Source organism: Aquisalimonas asiatica (genome assembly GCF_900110585.1).
GTDB lineage: Bacteria > Pseudomonadota > Gammaproteobacteria > Nitrococcales > Aquisalimonadaceae > Aquisalimonas > Aquisalimonas asiatica.
In genome coordinates this window covers 14,579-31,125 of the sequence record NZ_FOEG01000011.1, presented here as the reverse complement: position 1 = coordinate 31,125, position 16,547 = coordinate 14,579, and the positions used below count along the sequence as shown (strand labels likewise).

Annotated in this window: 12 protein-coding genes; 7 read left to right on the top strand and 5 right to left on the bottom strand. The window is 66.6% G+C overall.

Annotated elements, in window-relative coordinates:
- Positions 1 to 56: 56 nt before the first annotated feature.
- Positions 57 to 908 (bottom strand): outer membrane protein assembly factor BamD, encoded by an 852-nt coding sequence (locus tag BMZ02_RS16430; RefSeq protein ID WP_091645857.1) that lies wholly within the window; start codon positions 906 to 908, stop codon positions 57 to 59.
- A 198-nt stretch (positions 909 to 1,106) separates the two neighbouring features.
- Between BMZ02_RS16430 and rluD the strand changes: the two genes are divergently transcribed.
- The 3 genes from rluD (at position 1,107) to clpB (ending at position 5,501) form a co-directional block, all read left to right on the top strand.
- On the top strand, positions 1,107 to 2,072 hold the full coding sequence (gene rluD / locus BMZ02_RS16425; protein WP_091645856.1) for a 23S rRNA pseudouridine(1911/1915/1917) synthase RluD: 966 nt from the start codon (positions 1,107 to 1,109) through the stop codon (positions 2,070 to 2,072).
- Entirely contained in the window at positions 2,069 to 2,806 is a 738-nt protein-coding gene (pgeF, locus tag BMZ02_RS16420) for a peptidoglycan editing factor PgeF (RefSeq protein WP_091645854.1), read from the top strand. Before rluD ends, pgeF begins: the two co-directional genes overlap by 4 nt.
- 100 nt (positions 2,807 to 2,906) lie before the next feature.
- A complete protein-coding gene (gene clpB / locus BMZ02_RS16415; RefSeq protein ID WP_091645852.1) occupies positions 2,907 to 5,501 on the top strand; it encodes an ATP-dependent chaperone ClpB in 2,595 nt (864 codons plus the stop codon).
- A gap of 38 nt (positions 5,502 to 5,539) precedes the next feature.
- Here the strand turns inward: clpB and BMZ02_RS16410 are convergent, their stop codons facing one another.
- From BMZ02_RS16410 to BMZ02_RS16400, 3 genes are all read right to left on the bottom strand, one after another.
- Complete coding sequence (locus BMZ02_RS16410) at positions 5,540 to 6,808, bottom strand: D-amino acid dehydrogenase (RefSeq protein WP_091645850.1); 1,269 nt, start codon at positions 6,806 to 6,808, stop codon at positions 5,540 to 5,542.
- 108 nt (positions 6,809 to 6,916) lie between these two features.
- Complete coding sequence (locus BMZ02_RS16405; RefSeq protein WP_091645848.1) at positions 6,917 to 8,743, bottom strand: diguanylate cyclase domain-containing protein; 1,827 nt, start codon at positions 8,741 to 8,743, stop codon at positions 6,917 to 6,919.
- 151 nt (positions 8,744 to 8,894) lie between these two features.
- A complete protein-coding gene (locus tag BMZ02_RS16400) occupies positions 8,895 to 9,233 on the bottom strand; it encodes a tRNA-binding protein (RefSeq protein ID WP_091645846.1) in 339 nt (112 codons plus the stop codon).
- Between the two features lie 376 nt (positions 9,234 to 9,609).
- Here BMZ02_RS16400 and BMZ02_RS16395 point away from each other — a divergent pair, with 376 nt between their 5' ends.
- Genes BMZ02_RS16395 through BMZ02_RS16385 form a run of 3 tightly spaced genes read left to right on the top strand, consistent with a single transcriptional unit; the run spans position 9,610 to position 12,480 of the window.
- The gene (locus BMZ02_RS16395) at positions 9,610 to 9,909 is read left to right on the top strand and encodes a hypothetical protein (protein ID WP_091645845.1); all 300 of its coding nucleotides are present in this window, start codon (positions 9,610 to 9,612) and stop codon (positions 9,907 to 9,909) included.
- Between the two features lie 16 nt (positions 9,910 to 9,925).
- On the top strand, positions 9,926 to 12,034 hold the full coding sequence (locus tag BMZ02_RS16390; RefSeq protein WP_091645843.1) for a S9 family peptidase: 2,109 nt from the start codon (positions 9,926 to 9,928) through the stop codon (positions 12,032 to 12,034).
- An 11-nt stretch (positions 12,035 to 12,045) separates the two neighbouring features.
- Complete coding sequence (locus BMZ02_RS16385) at positions 12,046 to 12,480, top strand: DUF488 domain-containing protein (RefSeq protein ID WP_091645842.1); 435 nt, start codon at positions 12,046 to 12,048, stop codon at positions 12,478 to 12,480.
- Between the two features lie 189 nt (positions 12,481 to 12,669).
- Here BMZ02_RS16385 and katG read toward each other — a convergent pair whose 3' ends face one another.
- Positions 12,670 to 14,847, bottom strand: a complete 2,178-nt coding sequence (katG, locus tag BMZ02_RS16380; protein WP_091645839.1) for a catalase/peroxidase HPI — start codon at positions 14,845 to 14,847, stop codon at positions 12,670 to 12,672.
- 412 nt (positions 14,848 to 15,259) lie between these two features.
- On the opposite strand from katG, the gene BMZ02_RS16375 reads away from it, so the two are divergent.
- Positions 15,260 to 16,429, top strand: a complete 1,170-nt coding sequence (locus BMZ02_RS16375; RefSeq protein ID WP_091645836.1) for a hypothetical protein — start codon at positions 15,260 to 15,262, stop codon at positions 16,427 to 16,429.
- Positions 16,430 to 16,547 lie beyond the last annotated feature (118 nt).

The window sequence follows — 16,547 nt, the reverse complement described above, 5'->3', positions numbered from 1 at the left end:
GTAGGGTGGACCTTCAGGTCCACCGGTTCCCGAGCTGATCGGCAATCCGTCCGGCCCTACGAATCCTGCTCGTTCTCTGCGGCGGCGGCGTCGCCCAGCCCGGGCGAGAAGAGGGTGTCCTGCAGTGCGGGATGGTCCGGGTAGTTCATCTCCAGCACCCGCACCACGTCGGCCTGGAGGTCGGCCAGCTCCAGCTCGCCGTAAGCCTCGGCGAGCACGACCAGGGCGTCACGGACCGACGGCGTGCCCTGGAAATTCTGGATGACGTTCTGCGCCCGGTTCGCGGCGGCCACGTAGGCGCCGCGTTTCATGTAATACCCCGCCACGTACATTTCGTAGTGCGCCAGGTGCTGGCGCAGGATGACCATGCGCTCTTCCGCATCGTCGGCGTATTCGCTGTCCGGGTAGTTGTCCACCACCTGCAGGAAGTCCGCGTACGCCTCGCGAATGGCGTTCGGGTCACGGGTGCGGCGGTCGATGTCGAAGGTGCGGGTGAGGAAGTCGTTGCCGCGGTCGAGATTGGCGCGTCCGCGCATGTAGCGTGCGTAGGCGACCTGCTCGTCCTGCGGGTTGAGCCGCATGAAGCGGTCCGCCGCATTGATGGCCGAGCCCATTTCGCGCGCCTGGAAGTAGGCGTAGATCAGGTCCAGCTGCGCCTGGCGGGAGTACGGTCCGAACGGGTAGCGCGCCTGCAGGTTCTCCAGACGCTCGGCGGCCGTGCGGTAGTCGCCGCGGTCCATGGCGCTGCGGGCCGACTCGTACAGCTCCTCCGCGGAGCGCTCGTCCTGGCGGCTGTCTTCGGCGCCGCGCTGCATCGGGTCCGAGACATCCGGACTGCCACCGCGGCCGCCGCAGCCGGCCAGGACGATGGCGAGAGTGATCACTAGTGCGAGGGACAGTCGGGACATCACGGGCTTCCGCTTGCGGATCTCAAAGCGCGTATTCTAGGTGACGCATCGGCTGACGCATAGCGTGTCTTCATGACCGGCGTCCCGGGCTGCCACTGTGCCCGGCAAGGCGGGTACACTGCGCGGAGCAGCCCGCGGCGGTCGCGCGTCGCGATAACGTAGCATTGAGTTAGTGCCGAAGAGGGCAACAAAGTTCCCATGAGCGAGTTCCTGGAGCTGGATGCAACCATTCCCGAGTCGTCGGCCGGCCTGCGGCTCGACCGGGCGCTGGCGGACGTGTTTCCGGATTATTCCCGGAGTCGCCTCCAGCAGTGGCTGAAGGAGGGCGCCATCACCGTGGACGGCGCCACCCGCCGTGGCCGTGACCCGGTGAAAGGCGGTGAAACGGTCTCCGTGAGGGCGGCACTCGCCCCGGATGCGCCTTCGGTGGCGCCCGAGCCCATTCAGCTCGACGTGGTGCACGAGGACGACGACATCCTGGTGCTGAACAAACCGGCGGGGCTGGTCGTGCACCCGGGGGCCGGCAACCCCGATGGCACACTCCAGAACGCCCTGCTGCACCGTCACCCGCATCTGGAGCAGATTCCCCGCTGCGGGATCGTGCACCGGATCGACAAGGACACGTCCGGCCTCATGGTGGTGGCGCTGAGTGATCGCGCCCACACCACCCTGACCGAACAGCTGCAGGACAAGAGCGTGGGCCGTGAGTACGAGGCGCTGGTGAGTGGCACGTTCACCGCCGGCGGCACCGTGGACGCCCCCATTGCCCGCCATCCGCGTGATCGCAAGCGCATGGCGGTGGTGGCGAGCGGCCGCCGTGCGGTCACCCACTACCGCATCGCCGAACGGTTCAGTGCCCACACCCTGTTGCGGGTGTTTCTGGAGACCGGCCGTACGCACCAGATCCGCGTGCACATGGCGTACATCCAGCATCCGCTGGTGGGGGATCCGGTCTACGGCCTGCGTCCACGCCTGCCCAAACGGGCCGATGATACCGTGCGCGACGCGCTCGCCGGCCTCGGGCGGCAGGCGTTGCATGCGGCGCGGCTGGTGCTGCAGCATCCGGCGACGGAGGAAACCATGGCCTGGGAAACGCCCCGGCCGGCCGACATGGATGCGGTCATGGATGTTCTGCGGGAGCACGACCGGCGAATGGCCCTATGAATCACGCCTGGATCCATCCCCAGTGGCCGGCGCCGACGCATGTCCGGGGCCTGTCCACCACTCGCCAGCACGGTTTCAGCGAACCGCCATACCAGTGGCTCAACCTCGGAAGCCGCACGGGCGACGACCCGGAGGCGGTGCGGCTCAATCGCAGCTACCTGCAGGAGCATGCCGGGTTGCCCGGCGACGTCTTCTGGCTCCGGCAGGTGCATGGCACCGTGGTGGTGCCTGCCCATGCGGGCGGTGATGAGCCCGAGGCCGACGCGGTGTGGACCGACCGGCCGGGCCTGCCCTGTGGCGTGCTCACGGCCGACTGCCTTCCGGTCCTGTTGTGTGACCGGCGCGGTACCTGTGTGGCGGCAGCCCACGCCGGCTGGCGCGGCCTGGCGGCCGGTGTGCTGGAGGCCACGGTGTCCGCGCTGCCGGCGCAGCCGTCGGAGCTCATCGCCTGGCTCGGTCCGGCCATCGGCCCCGGCCGCTTCGAGGTGGGGGATGACGTGCGGGAGGCGTTTCTACAGGCAGACCCGGCGGCCGCGGACGCGTTCACCGCCGGCCGGCGCGGTCACTGGTACGCCGATCTCTACCGTCTGGCGTCGGCGCGGCTGCGCGCCCTGGGCGTCCAGTCCGTGCATGGCGGCGGCTTCTGCACCCATACCGACAGGGACCGTTTCTTCTCCTACCGTCGCGACGGCGAGACCGGGCGCATGGGCACCGTGATCTGGCTGGCGCGCTGAGTGCCCGTCAGTCATATTGCACTGACACACTTTCCTTTTCCGTCATCCGTCCCCATCTAGGTTCTCAGAGATATCCACAGGAATTCGAGGACCCGAACCCATGCGAATGGATCGACTGACAACCAAGTTTCAGAACGCCCTGGCCGACGCGCAGTCGCTGGCGGTCGGTCGGGATCACCAGTTCATCGAACCGGTGCACCTGATGGTGGCGCTGCTGGATCAGGAGGGCGGCACGGTCCGTCACCTCCTCAACCAGGCCGGCGTCAACGTCAACTACCTGCGCTCGCAACTGGGCGAGGCCATGGAGCGCCTCGCTTCGGTGCAGGGCGGTGACGGCCAGGTGGGCCTGTCCAACGACATCCAGCGACTGCTGAACCAGACCGACAAGCTCGCCCAGAAGCGCAAGGATCAGTACATCTCCAGCGAGCTGTTCGTGCTCGCCGCGGTGGAGGACAAGGGCAACCTGGGTGAGCTGCTGCGCAAGGCAGGTGCGAGCAAGGAGAAGCTCGAGAACGCCATCGAGGAGGTCCGTGGCGGCGAGGCGGTGAACGACCCCAACGCCGAGGACCAGCGCCAGGCGCTGGAGAAGTACACTATCGACCTTACCGAGCGTGCCGAGCAGGGCAAGCTTGACCCGGTGATCGGTCGTGACGACGAGATCCGGCGCACCGTGCAGGTGCTGCAGCGGCGCACCAAGAACAACCCGGTGCTGATCGGCGAGCCCGGCGTGGGCAAGACCGCCATCGTCGAGGGCCTGGCCCAGCGCATCATCAACGGTGAAGTGCCCGAGGGGCTGAAGCACAAGCGGCTGCTGTCCCTGGACATGGGCGCCCTGATCGCGGGCGCGAAGTACCGCGGCGAGTTCGAGGAGCGCCTGAAGGGCGTGCTCAACGATCTGTCCAAGCAGGAGGGGCAGATCATCCTGTTCATCGACGAGATCCACACCATCGTCGGTGCCGGCAAGGCGGAAGGCTCCATGGACGCCGGCAACATGCTGAAGCCGGCGCTGGCCCGGGGCGAGCTGCACTGCATCGGCGCCACCACCCTGGACGAGTACCGCCAGAATATCGAAAAGGACGCCGCCCTGGAGCGGCGGTTCCAGAAGGTGCTGGTGGACGAGCCCTCGGTGGAGGACAGCATCGCCATCCTGCGCGGGCTCAAGGAACGCTACGAGGTCCACCACAAGGTGGAGATCACCGACCCGGCCATTGTCGCGGCGGCAACCCTGTCGCACCGCTACATTACCGACCGGCAGTTGCCGGACAAGGCCATCGACCTGGTGGACGAGGCGGCCAGCCGCATCCGCATGGAGATCGACTCCAAGCCGGAGTCCATGGATCGCCTGGAGCGGCGGCTCATCCAGCTCAAGATCGAGCGCGAGGCCCTGAACAAGGAAGAGGACGAGGCCTCGAAGAAGCGGTTGAACACCCTGGAGGAAGAGGTCGAGCGGCTGGAGCAGGAGTACCGCGAGCTGGAAGAGATCTGGAACTCCGAGAAGGCGTCGGTGGAAGGCACCACCACCATCAAGGAGCAGCTCGAGCGCGCCCGCCAGGAGATGGAAACGGCGCGCCGCGCCGGCGATCTCACCCGCATGTCGGAGCTGCAGTACGGCCGGATCCCCGAGCTGGAGCGCAAGCTGGACATGGCCTCCCAGGCGGACATGACCGGCAGCAAGCAGTTGCTGCGCAGTGAGGTGGGCGAAGAGGAGATCGCCGAGGTGGTCTCCAAGTGGACCGGTATCCCCGTGTCCAAGATGCTCGAGGGCGAGAAGGCCAAGCTCCTGCGCATGGAAGAGGCGCTGGGCGAGCGGGTCATCGGCCAGCAGGAGGCGGTGAAGGTGGTGGCCAACGCCATCCGCCGTTCGCGCGCCGGGCTGTCCGATCCCAACCGGCCGAACGGCTCGTTCCTGTTCCTCGGCCCCACCGGCGTTGGCAAGACCGAACTCTGCAAGGCGCTGGCCACGTTCCTGTTCGACACCGAAGAGGCCATGGTCCGCATCGACATGTCGGAGTTCATGGAGAAGCACTCCGTGGCGCGGCTCGTCGGTGCGCCTCCGGGCTATGTCGGCTACGAGGAGGGCGGCTATCTGACCGAGGCCGTCCGCCGCAAGCCGTACTCCGTGATCCTTCTCGACGAGGTTGAGAAGGCGCACGCCGATGTCTTCAACATCCTGCTGCAGGTGCTGGATGACGGCCGGCTGACGGACGGCCACGGCCGCACCGTGGACTTCCGCAACACGGTCATCGTCATGACCTCCAACCTGGGCTCGGAGATCATCCAGTCCATGGCGGGCGAGGAGCACTACACGCAGATGCGCGCCTCGGTGATGGACATCGTCGGCACCCATTTCCGGCCGGAGTTCATCAACCGGGTCGACGACGTGGTGGTGTTCCATCCGCTGGATCAGGCGCAGATCAAGTCCATTGCCGCGATCCAGACCCGTTACCTCTCCGAGCGGCTGGCGGACAAGGACATGGCGATCCGTTTTACCGACGAGGCGCTGGGCAAGCTCTCCGAAGCGGGCTTCGATCCGGTCTACGGTGCGCGACCCCTGAAGCGGGTGATCCAGTCACAGGTGGAGAACAGCCTGGCCCACGAGATTCTGGAGGGGAGCTTCGGCCCCGGGGATCTCATCGAGGTGGACCACGGCGACGACGGCTTCACCTTCACGCGCAAGGCGCACGAGGCCGCCTGAGTCACCGCCGCTCCCGATACGGGAGCGGCGGTCCCCGTCTACCAGCGCTGGAACCGCTGCAACCCCAGCCCGTCGAGTCCGATGGCTGGGGTTTCGCCATTGATCACATCCGCCACGACGCGTGAGCAGCCGCAGGCGAAGGTCCAGCCCAGGTGGCCGGGGCCGGTATTGAGGAACAGGTTGGACAGCGGTGACGGGCCGAGCACCGGGGGGCCGTCCACGGTCATGGGGCGCAGCCCCGTCCAGTATTCGGGTGTGTGCTGCGCCGCGTGCTCGCCAAGGCTGGGATACAGCCCCGCGGCCTGACGCAGCACGGTGTCCGCGCGTCGCGTCTGCAGGCTGGTGTCGTAACCGGCGAACTCGGCCGTACCCGCCAGGCGGATGCGGTCGCCCAGAACAGTGACCACCACCTTCCGGGCGTCGTCGATGAGCGGGATGGTGGGTGGATTGGACCAGCCCGCTAGGGGGAGGGTCACCGAATACCCCTTCACCGGATAAATGGGCAGACGGATGCCGTGTGCAGCGGCCAGGCGTTTGCTGTCGTTGCCCGCGGCGATGACGAAGCCGTCCGCCTCCATGTCGCCGGCGTCTGTCTCCACACAGGTGATGCGGCCACCTTCGCGCCGCAGGCCCCTGACATCCACACCGTAGCGGAACGTGACGCCTTCGGCGGCCGCCAGCGTCGCGAGGCGCTGGGTGAACAGGTGCGCATCGCCGCTTTCGTCGTCCGGGTAGTAGATGCCGCCGGTGAGCTGGTCCTCTGCCTCTCCCAGCGACGGCTCAAGGGCGACCGTCTGCCGCGCGTCCAGCACCGAGTGCCGCACGCCCAGCGGCGCCATCAGTTTCGACGCGTGTCGTGCCTTGTCCAGGGCGGCAGTCTCGTGGAAGACCTTCAGGATGCCATTCTGGCCGTCGTCGTAGCGGATGCCGGTGTCGCGGCGGAGCTGCCGCAGCAGCTGCAGGCTGTGGACGGCCAGCGCGGCATTCACGCTGGTGTTGCGCTCGAAGCGGTGGCGGGAGCTGTTGCGCAGGAATCCGAGGCCCCAGCCCGTGAGCCGGGGAATCTGGCCGGGGCGCAGCAGCAGCGGGGAGTCCTCCCGGCCGATCCATCGCAGCAGCTGCCAGATCACGCCCGGCGCATTCCACGGCTCCGCATGGCTGGCGTGCAGCAGGCCGCCGTTGGCGTAACTGGTCTGTTGTCCGGGCATGGGGTCGCGGTCCACCACGGTGACGGCATGACCGTCACGAGCGAGATACCAGGCGGTTGTGACTCCCAGTACCCCGGCGCCGATCACGACGATCCGCATACCACCCCCCGATGCACTGTGTACGTGTGCTGCCGGCTTCGCCGGCCCTGTTGGGATGATACAGCGTTGTCGTGGCGCAGTGCAGCGCCGGATTGCTGCGGCGCGGGGTCAGGGGCGGGCGGGGGAGTAGATGCACCAGCGGTTCTTGCCGTGCTCCTTGGCCTGATACATGGCGCGGTCCGCCCGGTGCAGCAAGGGCCGCTCGGAGTCGCCGTGATCCGGAAACAGGCTGATGCCGATACTCAGCCCCACGGGCAGCTCCGAGGGCATTCGCGCCGCGGCCGCCAGCAGTTTTTCCGCCACGGCGGCGGCATCGCCGTTGCGGGCGATGCCGGCGATGACCACGAACTCGTCGCCGCCGAGGCGGGCCAGGGTGTCCCCTGGCCGCAGCACTGCGGCGAGATGCTCCGACAGGCGGCACAGCAGCCGGTCGCCTTCGTCGTGACCCCGTTCGTCGTTCACCTGCTTGAAACCGTCCACGTCCAGTAGCATCACCGCAACCGGGCGGCGCGTGCGCCGCGCCAGTCCGAGCTGGTGCCGCAGGCGATCGCTGAGCAGGCGGCGATTCGGCAATCCGGTGAGCCCGTCATGGAAGGCGTGGGACTCCAGCTCCTCGAGAAAATTGGCGTGGCTCACTGCCAGGGCCGCGAGATCCGCGAGCCGCTGCATCACGTCCAGCTGGCGATTGTTGGGCTGGCCGGCCTGTCGGTGGAAGACGGTGATCGCGCCGACGGTGTTGCCGTCACGGGTGATCAGGGGTTCTCCCCAGACACTGTGGATCCCGTGGGCCACCGCGAACCAGCCGTAGTCCGGCCAGCGGTCCTCCATGCGCACATCCGGGCAGATATGCCGCTCACCGGTGTTGACCACCGTGGCGCAGAGACTTTCGTCCGGCTCGAAACGGTGATGGGTTTCCAGGCCGTGACGGAAGTGTTCGGTCATGCTGGGCGCGACCAGTAGTCGCCCGCCCTCCGGCTTGGGAACCGACACGATGGTCATGCTGCCGGGCCACTGGTTCTCGGCAATTTCGCAGATGGTTGAAAGTGTGCTGGTGACCGGTTCACGGCGCGCGATGCGCTCCAGGATCACCGTGCGGGCGTCCTGGAGGCTCGTGCACGCCGCCCCCGTGGCGTACCACCGAAGCAGCATGCGCTGCGAATGGCCATCGTGATGCAGTAGCGTCTTGCGCAGGGTCACCTCCTGCTGACGCGCCAGCGGCACCTGCAGTCTCCAGGTTCGGGTGGAGTCCGCCGAATCGCTGCTGCCATGAGGCTGCAGGAATTCGCTGACTGTCACGTCATCCTCGCACAGGAGTGTGGCGAGGTTGCGCCCCACCAGCTCCTGGCGTTCCTGGCCAAGCAGGCGGCTCAGCGCCCGGTTGGCGGACAGGATGCGCCCCTGGCCGTCACAGGTGCACAGCGGGTCATCCAGCCCGTCGATGGTCTGCTGCAGGAGGTTGGCGTGGGCGACATGGCCCGTCCGGGACCGGGCATCGCGCCGACGCTCCAGCAGGAGTTCCAGGTGGGCGGAGAGCGCTTCAACGGCCTCCGGGCAGGGCTCCGGCGGTGCCTCGGTTTGATCTTCGGGCGTGAACAGGCACAGCAGCACGTCCTCGTCCGGGGCCTCCAGTGGCACCAGCCGCAGGCCGCGTGCCGGCAGCGCGAGGCCCAGTTCCTCCGTGGTGGTGACAGCATGTTCCGGATACGGCAGGAACAGGGTCGCTGCACGGGCGAGGTCGGCGAGGTTGCGGCCATCGCCGGCGGCGCCGATCAGGCTGGCCTGCCCCTGCGCCCACCGGAGCACGAACGCCCCTTCCAGCCCGGAGTCGTGACAGAGCCACTGCAGAATCGGTGTCAGGCTGGCAACAGGGAACTCATGCCCGAGGGCGTTCCCGTTGCCGTAGTAAAGCTCCGCTTCAGGCGCTCCATTGCGCACACCGCGTTCCTCCGTCGTTCAGATGACGGAGCGATGAAGACACCCGGGCGCGCAAAGGCGCCGGCCCTGCCCCGTAAATCTGAATAAAGCAGAAAAACGGGGCGGTGACCACGGCCTTTCGTCGGGTTGTTGAAGCCGCCTGCGCGGAGGGTCAGCCGAGTCTGGCGCCGTCGGGGACGGCCTTGTCGGGTACCGCCAGCACGACGCTGCCATCATCCTGGTAGAGCCCCGTGACGAGGCATTCCGAACGCATCGGCCCGATCTGCTTCGGCGGGAAGTTGACGACGGCGATCACCTGCCGGCCGATCAGGCTGTCCGGCGTGTAGTGATCGGTGATCTGGGCACTGGAGCGCCGCTCTCCCAGTTCCGGCCCGAAATCCACGGTCAGCTTGTAGGCGGGGCGGCGCGCCTCCGGGAACGGTTCGGCCGCGGTGATCGTGCCCGCTCGCAGTTCCACGGCCTGAAAGTGATCCCAGTCGATGGTCTCCATGGTGTCCTCCTTGGTCTTTCGGCTGGCCTTATGGTGCCACGAAACGGGGGTTCAGTCGGTCCTGCCCGTTGTCCACAGTTCCTGTGGATAACTGTGTGGATAATATCTGTAAGCGGCGCGGAAACCCCCATCGGAAGGGGGTTTATGTCAGATTGGTGAACTTTTCGGCAGTTTTATTTAGTATCCTTTAAATCAATTAGTTACGATCCTTTCGGTGACCCCTCCTGGCAGCATTCCGCGCCCGGTCCATCCCGCATTCAGGGGTTGACAGCCCGTTTTCGATGCTGTGCACAACCAGCACGGGCTTCACTGTGCCGGGAGTTGTTACACTGCGCCCCGATCGCCATCTCACCCGAACGGACAAAGTGAGTCGTGCATGCAAGACGAACAACGCACCATCGATACCGCAGCCCAGGCCGTTGTCGACCTGGGCAACCAGCTGGCTGAGCGGGACCAGGAAGCCGATATGGGCGACATCGCCGACGGGCTGCTCTCCGGGGCCGTCCATTACTGGCTGTATACCCGGCAGCCCTGCGAGGATCCACGCTGCCCGGACTGCGCCCAGCTTCGGACTGCGGAATGGCGCATGCAGTTGCTGCAGCAGCTCGTGGAGGAAATGGCCCGGAGCAGCGATTATTTCGAGTCCCCGGGGGACATGACCCCGGGCAACGCATGAAACGGACGGCACCCCAATGAGTGGAAACCAGCCTGTCGAACCGCCGGTCGCCGAGCGGCAATCCTGCCTTAGCGTCTATCACGGCCATGAGCGGGATGACCCCTACGCCTGGCTGCGGGACCCGAACTGGCGCGAGGCCATGCGTGATCCCGCGCAGCTGGCCGCGCCGATACGCGCCTATCTGGAAGCGGAGAACGACTACGCGGATGCGGTCATGGCGCCTACTGCGCCTTTTCGTGACGCCCTGTTCCGGGAGTTGCGCGGCCGCATTCGCGAGGACGACAGCTCCGTCCCCATGAAGGACGGCTCGTTCTACTATTACAGCCGTTACCGCGAGGGCGGCCAGCACCCGCTGTTCTGCCGCCGGGAGGGCGTTGCAGAGGCGCCCGAGGTGATCCTGCTGGATGGCGACAGCGAATCCGCGGGGCACGACTACTTTCGCCTGGGCGGCGTCGAGCACAGCCCGGATCATCGCTATCTGGCCTACGCCGTGGACACCTCCGGTGCCGAGAGCTGGACCATCCGTATCCGTGATCTGGAGTCCGGTACCGACCTGTCCGACAGCATCCGGGACGCCCGCGGCGACTTCGACTGGGCGGCGGACGGGCGCACCCTGTTCTACACCGTGCTGGATGACGACCATCGACCCAAATGGGTCTACCGGCACCGCCTCGGTGATGATCCGGCAACCGACCCCCTGGTGTACGAGGAGCCGGACGACGGCTTTTTCGTGGGCATGGACAAGACGGAAAGCGGTCGCTACCTAATCATTTCCAGTCACGACCACGTCACCAGCGAGGTCCGGGTCATTCCGGCGGACAACCCCGACGCGGAACCGTGGCTGCTGCTGCCGCGGGAGACCGGCGTCGAGTACGACGTGGCGGATCACGGCGATCACTGGCTGATCCTGACCAACCGGGGTGCCGAGGACTTCCGCATCGTGCGTGCGCCGGTGGAGTCGCCGGACCCCGCGGCGTGGGAGGATGTGGTCGCCCACGAGCCGGGGCGTCTGATCCAGGGCATGATCGCCTATCGCGACTACCTCGTGCGGGTGGAGATCGCCGACGCGCTGCCCTCCATTGTCGTGCGTCACATGGCCTCGGGGGAGGAGCACACCGTCAGCTTTGACGAGGACTGCTACGACCTCGGCGTCATTCCCGGTTACGAGTTCGACACCGTGACCCTGCGGCTGACCTACAGCTCCTTCTCCACGCCCACGCGGGTGTACGACTACGACATGGCCACCCGCGGGCGCATGTTGCGCAAGGAGCAGGAAATCCCCAGCGGGCACGACCCGGATGCCTACGTGACCCGGCGGCTGTTCGCCACCGCGCCGGATGGCGAGCGCGTCCCCATTTCCCTGTTCCATCACCGCGATGTCACTCCGGGGCCGGCGACGCCGCTGCTGCTCTACGGTTACGGCTCCTACGGCATGATCGACCTGCCCGGCTTCTCACCCCTGCGCCTGAGCCTGGTGAACCGCGGCTTCGTCTACGCCGTGGCCCATGTGCGCGGCGGCAAGGAGCGCGGCTATCGCTGGTACCGGGACGGCAAGCTGGCGCGCAAGCCCAACACCTTCAGCGACTACATCGCCTGTGCGGAGCGCCTGATTGCGGCCGGGTACACCACCGCGGGCCGGATCACCGCCCATGGTGGCAGCGCCGGTGGCATGCTGGTCGGGGCGGTGCTCAACCAGCGCCCCGAGCTGTTTCACGCGGCGGTGGCCGATGTGCCCTTCGTGGACGTGCTCAATACCATGCTGGACCCCAGCCTGCCTCTGACGCCGCCGGAGTGGCCGGAGTGGGGCAACCCCATCGAGGACGCGTCGGCGTATCAGGGGATCCTGGCCTATTCGCCCTACGACAACGTGCGCGCGCAGTACTACCCGCACATCCTTGTGACCGCCGGGGTGTCGGATCCGCGCGTGACCTACTGGGAGCCCGCCAAGTGGGTGGCCCGGCTGCGAACCCTGAAGCAGGATGACAACCTGCTGCTCCTGCGCACGAACATGAGCGCCGGACACGGTGGGCCGGGTGGCCGCTTCGACTTTCTCGAAGAGGTGGCCTATCGCTATGCGTTCATCCTCATGGTCTACGGTTACCAGGAGACGCAAGCGGACGGCTGAGCGGAGGTGCCATGGACATCCGCTGCAAGCGGGTCTACGACCCGCCGGAAGCCGGCGACGGCCGGCGGGTGCTGGTGGATCGCGTATGGCCCCGCGGCGTACGCAAGGCGGATGTCGCTGTCGATGCGTGGGAGCGGGACCTGGCGCCGACCTCGGAACTGCGCCGGTGGTTCGGTCATGATCCGCAGCGCTGGGAACGTTTCCATGGATGCTATCGCGCCGAACTGGCGGCCATGCCGGACGCTCTGGACCGCCTGCTGGCACAGGCCGGTGAGGGCCCGCTGACCCTCGTTTTCGCCGCCCGGGATCGGGAACATAACAATGCCGTGGTGCTGCGCGATGTGCTGTGGGAACGACTGGCCGGCCGCCAGGAGAACCCCGGCAGTTCGCCGGTGTGCTACGCGGCCGATTTCCCCGCCTACAACGGTCTGGATGGTCGCGACTGACGTCGCCGCACCTACGGGACGATGCCGGATCTGCGCTGGGTGGTCGCGGCTTGCGCCGCTCCTGGCCCGGGCCCGCCGTAGGAGCGGCGCAAGCCGCGACCACCCAGGCGCCAACAAAAAACGGGAGGCCGCGCTCGCGACCTCCCGTTCGGTGACAACGCGGATGGCAGCCCATCCGCAGTGACCGGATTACTCCAGGTCGAACCGGTCGGCGTTCATCACCTTGGTCCAGGCGGCAACGAAGTCGTTGACGAACTTCTCCTGGTTGTCGTCCTGGGCGTAGACCTCCGCGTAGGACCGCAGAATGGAGTTCGAGCCGAACACCAGGTCCACGCGGGTGGCGGTCCACTTGGCCTTATCCGTCTTGCGATCGCGGATCTCGTAGACGTTGTTGCCAGTGGGCACCCACGTGTAGGCCATGTCGGTCAGGTTGACGAAGAAATCGTTCGTCAGCTGGCCTTCACGATCCGTGAACACGCCGTGCTTGGTGCCACCATGGTTGGTGCCCAGTACGCGCATGCCGCCAACCAGTGCCGTCATCTCCGGCGCCGTCAGGCCCATGAGCTGGGTGCGGTCCAGCATCAGCTCCTCGGGCTGGACGGTGTAGTCCTTCTTCAGGAAGTTCCGGTAGCCATCGGACAGCGGCTCCAGCCAACCGAAGGACTCCTCGTCGGTCATCTCCGCCGTGGCATCACCGCGGCCGGGGTGGAACGGCACCACGATGTCGTGGCCCGCCGCACGGGCAGCCTTCTCGATGCCCACATTGCCCGCCAGTACGATCACGTCCGCGACGCTGGCGCCGGTTTCCGAGGCGATGCCTTCCAGCACCTTGAGCACGCGCGCCAGGCGCTCCGGCTCGTTGGCGACCCAGTCCTTCTGCGGAGCCAGGCGGATGCGCGCGCCGTTGGCGCCGCCCCGGTTGTCCGACTGCCGGAAGGTGCGGGCGCTGTCCCAGGCGGTGGCGACCATGTCGCTGATGCTCAGGCCGCTGTCGGCGATCTTCTGCTTCACCGCTTCCACGTTGTAATCGGTGGTGCCCTCGGGGACGGGATCCTGCCAGATCAGGTCCTCGGTGGGGGCGTCCGGGCCGATGTAGCGCTGCTTCGGGCCGAGGTCGCGGTGGATGAGCTTGAACCATGCCCGGGCGAAGGCGTCGTCGAGCTGTTCCGGGTTCTCGCGGAACTTCTCGGCGATCTTCCGGTACTCCGGGTCCACCTTCAGCGCCATGTCCGCGTCGGTCATCATGGGCTTGCGGCGGATGGAGGGGTCCTCCACGTCCACCGGCATGTCCTCTTCCTTGATGTCTACCGGCTCCCACTGGTTGGCGCCGGCCGGGCTCTTGGTCAGCTGCCACTCGTGGTCGAACAGCATCTCCAGGTAGTTGTGGTCCCACTGGGTCGGGTTGGTGGTCCAGGCGCCTTCCAGACCGCTGGTCACAGCGTCGCGGCCCACGCCCCGGGTGACCTTGTTGTTCCAGCCCAGGCCCTGCTCCTCGACGTCCGCCGCCTCGGGCTCCGGACCCTGGTTGTCGGGGTTGCCGTTGCCGTGGGTCTTGCCGACGGTGTGGCCACCGATCGTGAGTGCGACCGTCTCTTCGTCGTTCATGGCCATGCGGCTGAAGGTCACGCGCATGTCCTTGGCGGTCTGCATCGGGTCGGGGTTGCCGTCCGGGCCTTCCGGGTTGACGTAGATCAGGCCCATCATCACCGCCGCGAGCGGGTTCTCCAGGGATTCCGGGTTGCGATCCTTGTCATAGCGGCTGTTCGGGTTGTCGCTGGCGGCCAGCCACTCCTTCTCGCTGCCCCAGTAGGTGTCCTTCTCCGGGTGCCAGATGTCTTCGCGGCCGAAGGAGAAGCCGAAGGTCTTGAAGCCCATGGACTCGTAGGCGACGTTACCGGCCAGGGCCAGCAGGTCCGCCCAGCTCAGCTTGTTGCCGTACTTCTTCTTGATCGGCCACAGCAGGCGCCGCGCCTTGTCCAGGTTGCCGTTGTCCGGCCAGCTGTTGATGGGCGCGAAACGCTGGTTGCCGGTCGCCGCGCCACCGCGGCCGTCGGCCACGCGGTAGCTGCCCGCGGCGTGCCAGGTCATGCGGATCATCAGGCCGCCGTAATGACCCCAGTCGGCAGGCCACCATTCCTGGCTGTCGGTCATCAGCGCCGTCACGTCCTTCTTCACCGCATCGAAGTCCAGTTTGCGGACCTCTTCCCGGTAGTCGAAGTCCGGGTCCATGGGATTGGTCTTGCTGTCGTGCTGGTGGAGGATGTCCAGATTCAGGTTATTCGGCCACCACTCCATGACGGAGTCCTTGGCCTCCGTATTCGCGCCATGCACGACCGGGCATTTGCCTGCAGTCTCGCTCTGTGCCATTTCTACTGCTCTCCGTTCGTTAAGGTGTTGATTGAACAGATCCCTCTGCGCCCTGACCACAGCATAGTCTGTCGTGGCGGTCAGGCCTGTGTGAGGTATTTCAGTCGCGCGGCGCGATTGCTGCAGGGGCAGCGAGTGACGTGAACACCACACCGGGCGCACGACCGCGCGCGCTGACCGTTCACAGTTATAAATCACACGGCCGATAGACGCCAATGCAAAATCGGGATGGTGTCGATAGATGTGCCCAATGTGTCGGGTCGTTCATGGCTGGGGCATCGCCTCCGGTCTGGTCCGTCTGCTATGCTTCGCGCGTCTAAAACAGAGCGGGTCTGCGGCGCCCGATCATGCAAGCCGGTATAGCCGCTGACCGCGAAGGATCGCGACGGAACACTGATCAGGGAGAGATACAATGGAACTGGACTGGACGCTGGGCCTCGTGCTGCTGGGCATGGGCGCTACCGCGGCGCTGGTGGTGCGGAGTCTGAACGGCTCTAACACCGCTGCGAGGCCGAAACGGGCCTCGTCAGAGCCCAATCCCCAAGAGGCTACACCCCCCGAGCCGGACGTGGAGCCGGCCCCGAATCCGGAGCCGGCCCCGAGCCTGGAGCCAGCGCCGGAGCCGGCAGACCTTGCCCCCCAGAAGGCTGGCGCGCCTCGACCGCTTGGTCCGAGCTCGCCCGACGATGGCCGCGGCGAGCCCCAGCTCATCACCGAGATTCTGACGCGGATCGCACACCAGAGTGAGGAGACCGTCGATTTTCTCGACTGGCTTGCCGAAGAGAGTCCGGAGGCGCTGAGCGCCTTCGAGAGCGATCGGTCGCTATCACGCGCGTCGCTCCGTGAAGACAGCCAGGACTATTGGCGACACGCCGAGGAACCGGTGGACGACGTGAGTCTCGACCACCGCGAGCTATCTTTGGAGGGGTATGGCTTTGTCGTCAATGACTGGATGCGGAGTCGGGCCGCCTGGCTGGAGCGGCGCGAGGACCTGGACGTGCTGGAGCGTACAACGAAACTGGCCGTCGATCAGGTGCGGGTCATGCGGCTGGTGCTCGAGGCCATGGAGCTCTTGCGCCTGGATCCTGAGTTACGGGTGTGGGAGGTCCCTGAGGACGCCCTCATCGGGACGCTCGTTTATGTGGTTGCCGTTGACGGGGCGATCTCGGAGCGCGATGTCGCCTTCCTCAACGGGGTGTTCAAGAAGGACTTGTCAGCCGACGACTATGTCCGGATGTACGGCGGCTCCGAACGGAGTCACGGGCGGCCCGACGCCACCATCGACTTCCTCGAGTCCGTGGGCTGGGCCAACAGCGTGACATCCGGCTACGTGAACCCGGTCTTCTTTGACCTGACCATGCTGGCCATTGCCGCCGGCGATGGCCACGACGGCGAGAAACTGGCACGGCGCGAGGAAGTCCTGGACGCAGGGAGGGAGGTTATGGAGCCGTACGTCTTCCAGGCAAAGCTTGCCAGCTCCCGGCTTGCGGGTTCAGAGGGCGAGACGGAAATGGCGCTTGCCCAGTCGCGCATTGACGCGCTCCGCAGAGGCGTGCCCGGCGTCTTTAGGCAGCGTTATTGAGCGGCGGCTGCCGGGGGACATGACCGGCTAGGCCTGATGCCGCCCGCCGGCGCTGGCCTGGCCGAGGAACTCTGCGAGGATCTGCTATGCTTTTCGCGTTCAAAACAGAGCGGGTCTG

What these genes read in the sequence shown, in the direction of transcription:
- BMZ02_RS16430 (WP_091645857.1), bottom strand. Translation starts at nt 908, where the DNA reads ATGTCCCGACTGTCCCTCGCACTAGTGATCACTCTCGCCATCGTCCTG.
- rluD (WP_091645856.1), top strand. Translation starts at nt 1,107, where the DNA reads ATGAGCGAGTTCCTGGAGCTGGATGCAACCATTCCCGAGTCGTCGGCC.
- pgeF (WP_091645854.1), top strand. Translation starts at nt 2,069, where the DNA reads ATGAATCACGCCTGGATCCATCCCCAGTGGCCGGCGCCGACGCATGTC.
- clpB (WP_091645852.1), top strand. Translation starts at nt 2,907, where the DNA reads ATGCGAATGGATCGACTGACAACCAAGTTTCAGAACGCCCTGGCCGAC.
- BMZ02_RS16410 (WP_091645850.1), bottom strand. Translation starts at nt 6,808, where the DNA reads ATGCGGATCGTCGTGATCGGCGCCGGGGTACTGGGAGTCACAACCGCC.
- BMZ02_RS16400 (WP_091645846.1), bottom strand. Translation starts at nt 9,233, where the DNA reads ATGGAGACCATCGACTGGGATCACTTTCAGGCCGTGGAACTGCGAGCG.
- BMZ02_RS16395 (WP_091645845.1), top strand. Translation starts at nt 9,610, where the DNA reads ATGCAAGACGAACAACGCACCATCGATACCGCAGCCCAGGCCGTTGTC.
- BMZ02_RS16390 (WP_091645843.1), top strand. Translation starts at nt 9,926, where the DNA reads ATGAGTGGAAACCAGCCTGTCGAACCGCCGGTCGCCGAGCGGCAATCC.
- BMZ02_RS16385 (WP_091645842.1), top strand. Translation starts at nt 12,046, where the DNA reads ATGGACATCCGCTGCAAGCGGGTCTACGACCCGCCGGAAGCCGGCGAC.
- katG (WP_091645839.1), bottom strand. Translation starts at nt 14,847, where the DNA reads ATGGCACAGAGCGAGACTGCAGGCAAATGCCCGGTCGTGCATGGCGCG.
- BMZ02_RS16375 (WP_091645836.1), top strand. Translation starts at nt 15,260, where the DNA reads ATGGAACTGGACTGGACGCTGGGCCTCGTGCTGCTGGGCATGGGCGCT.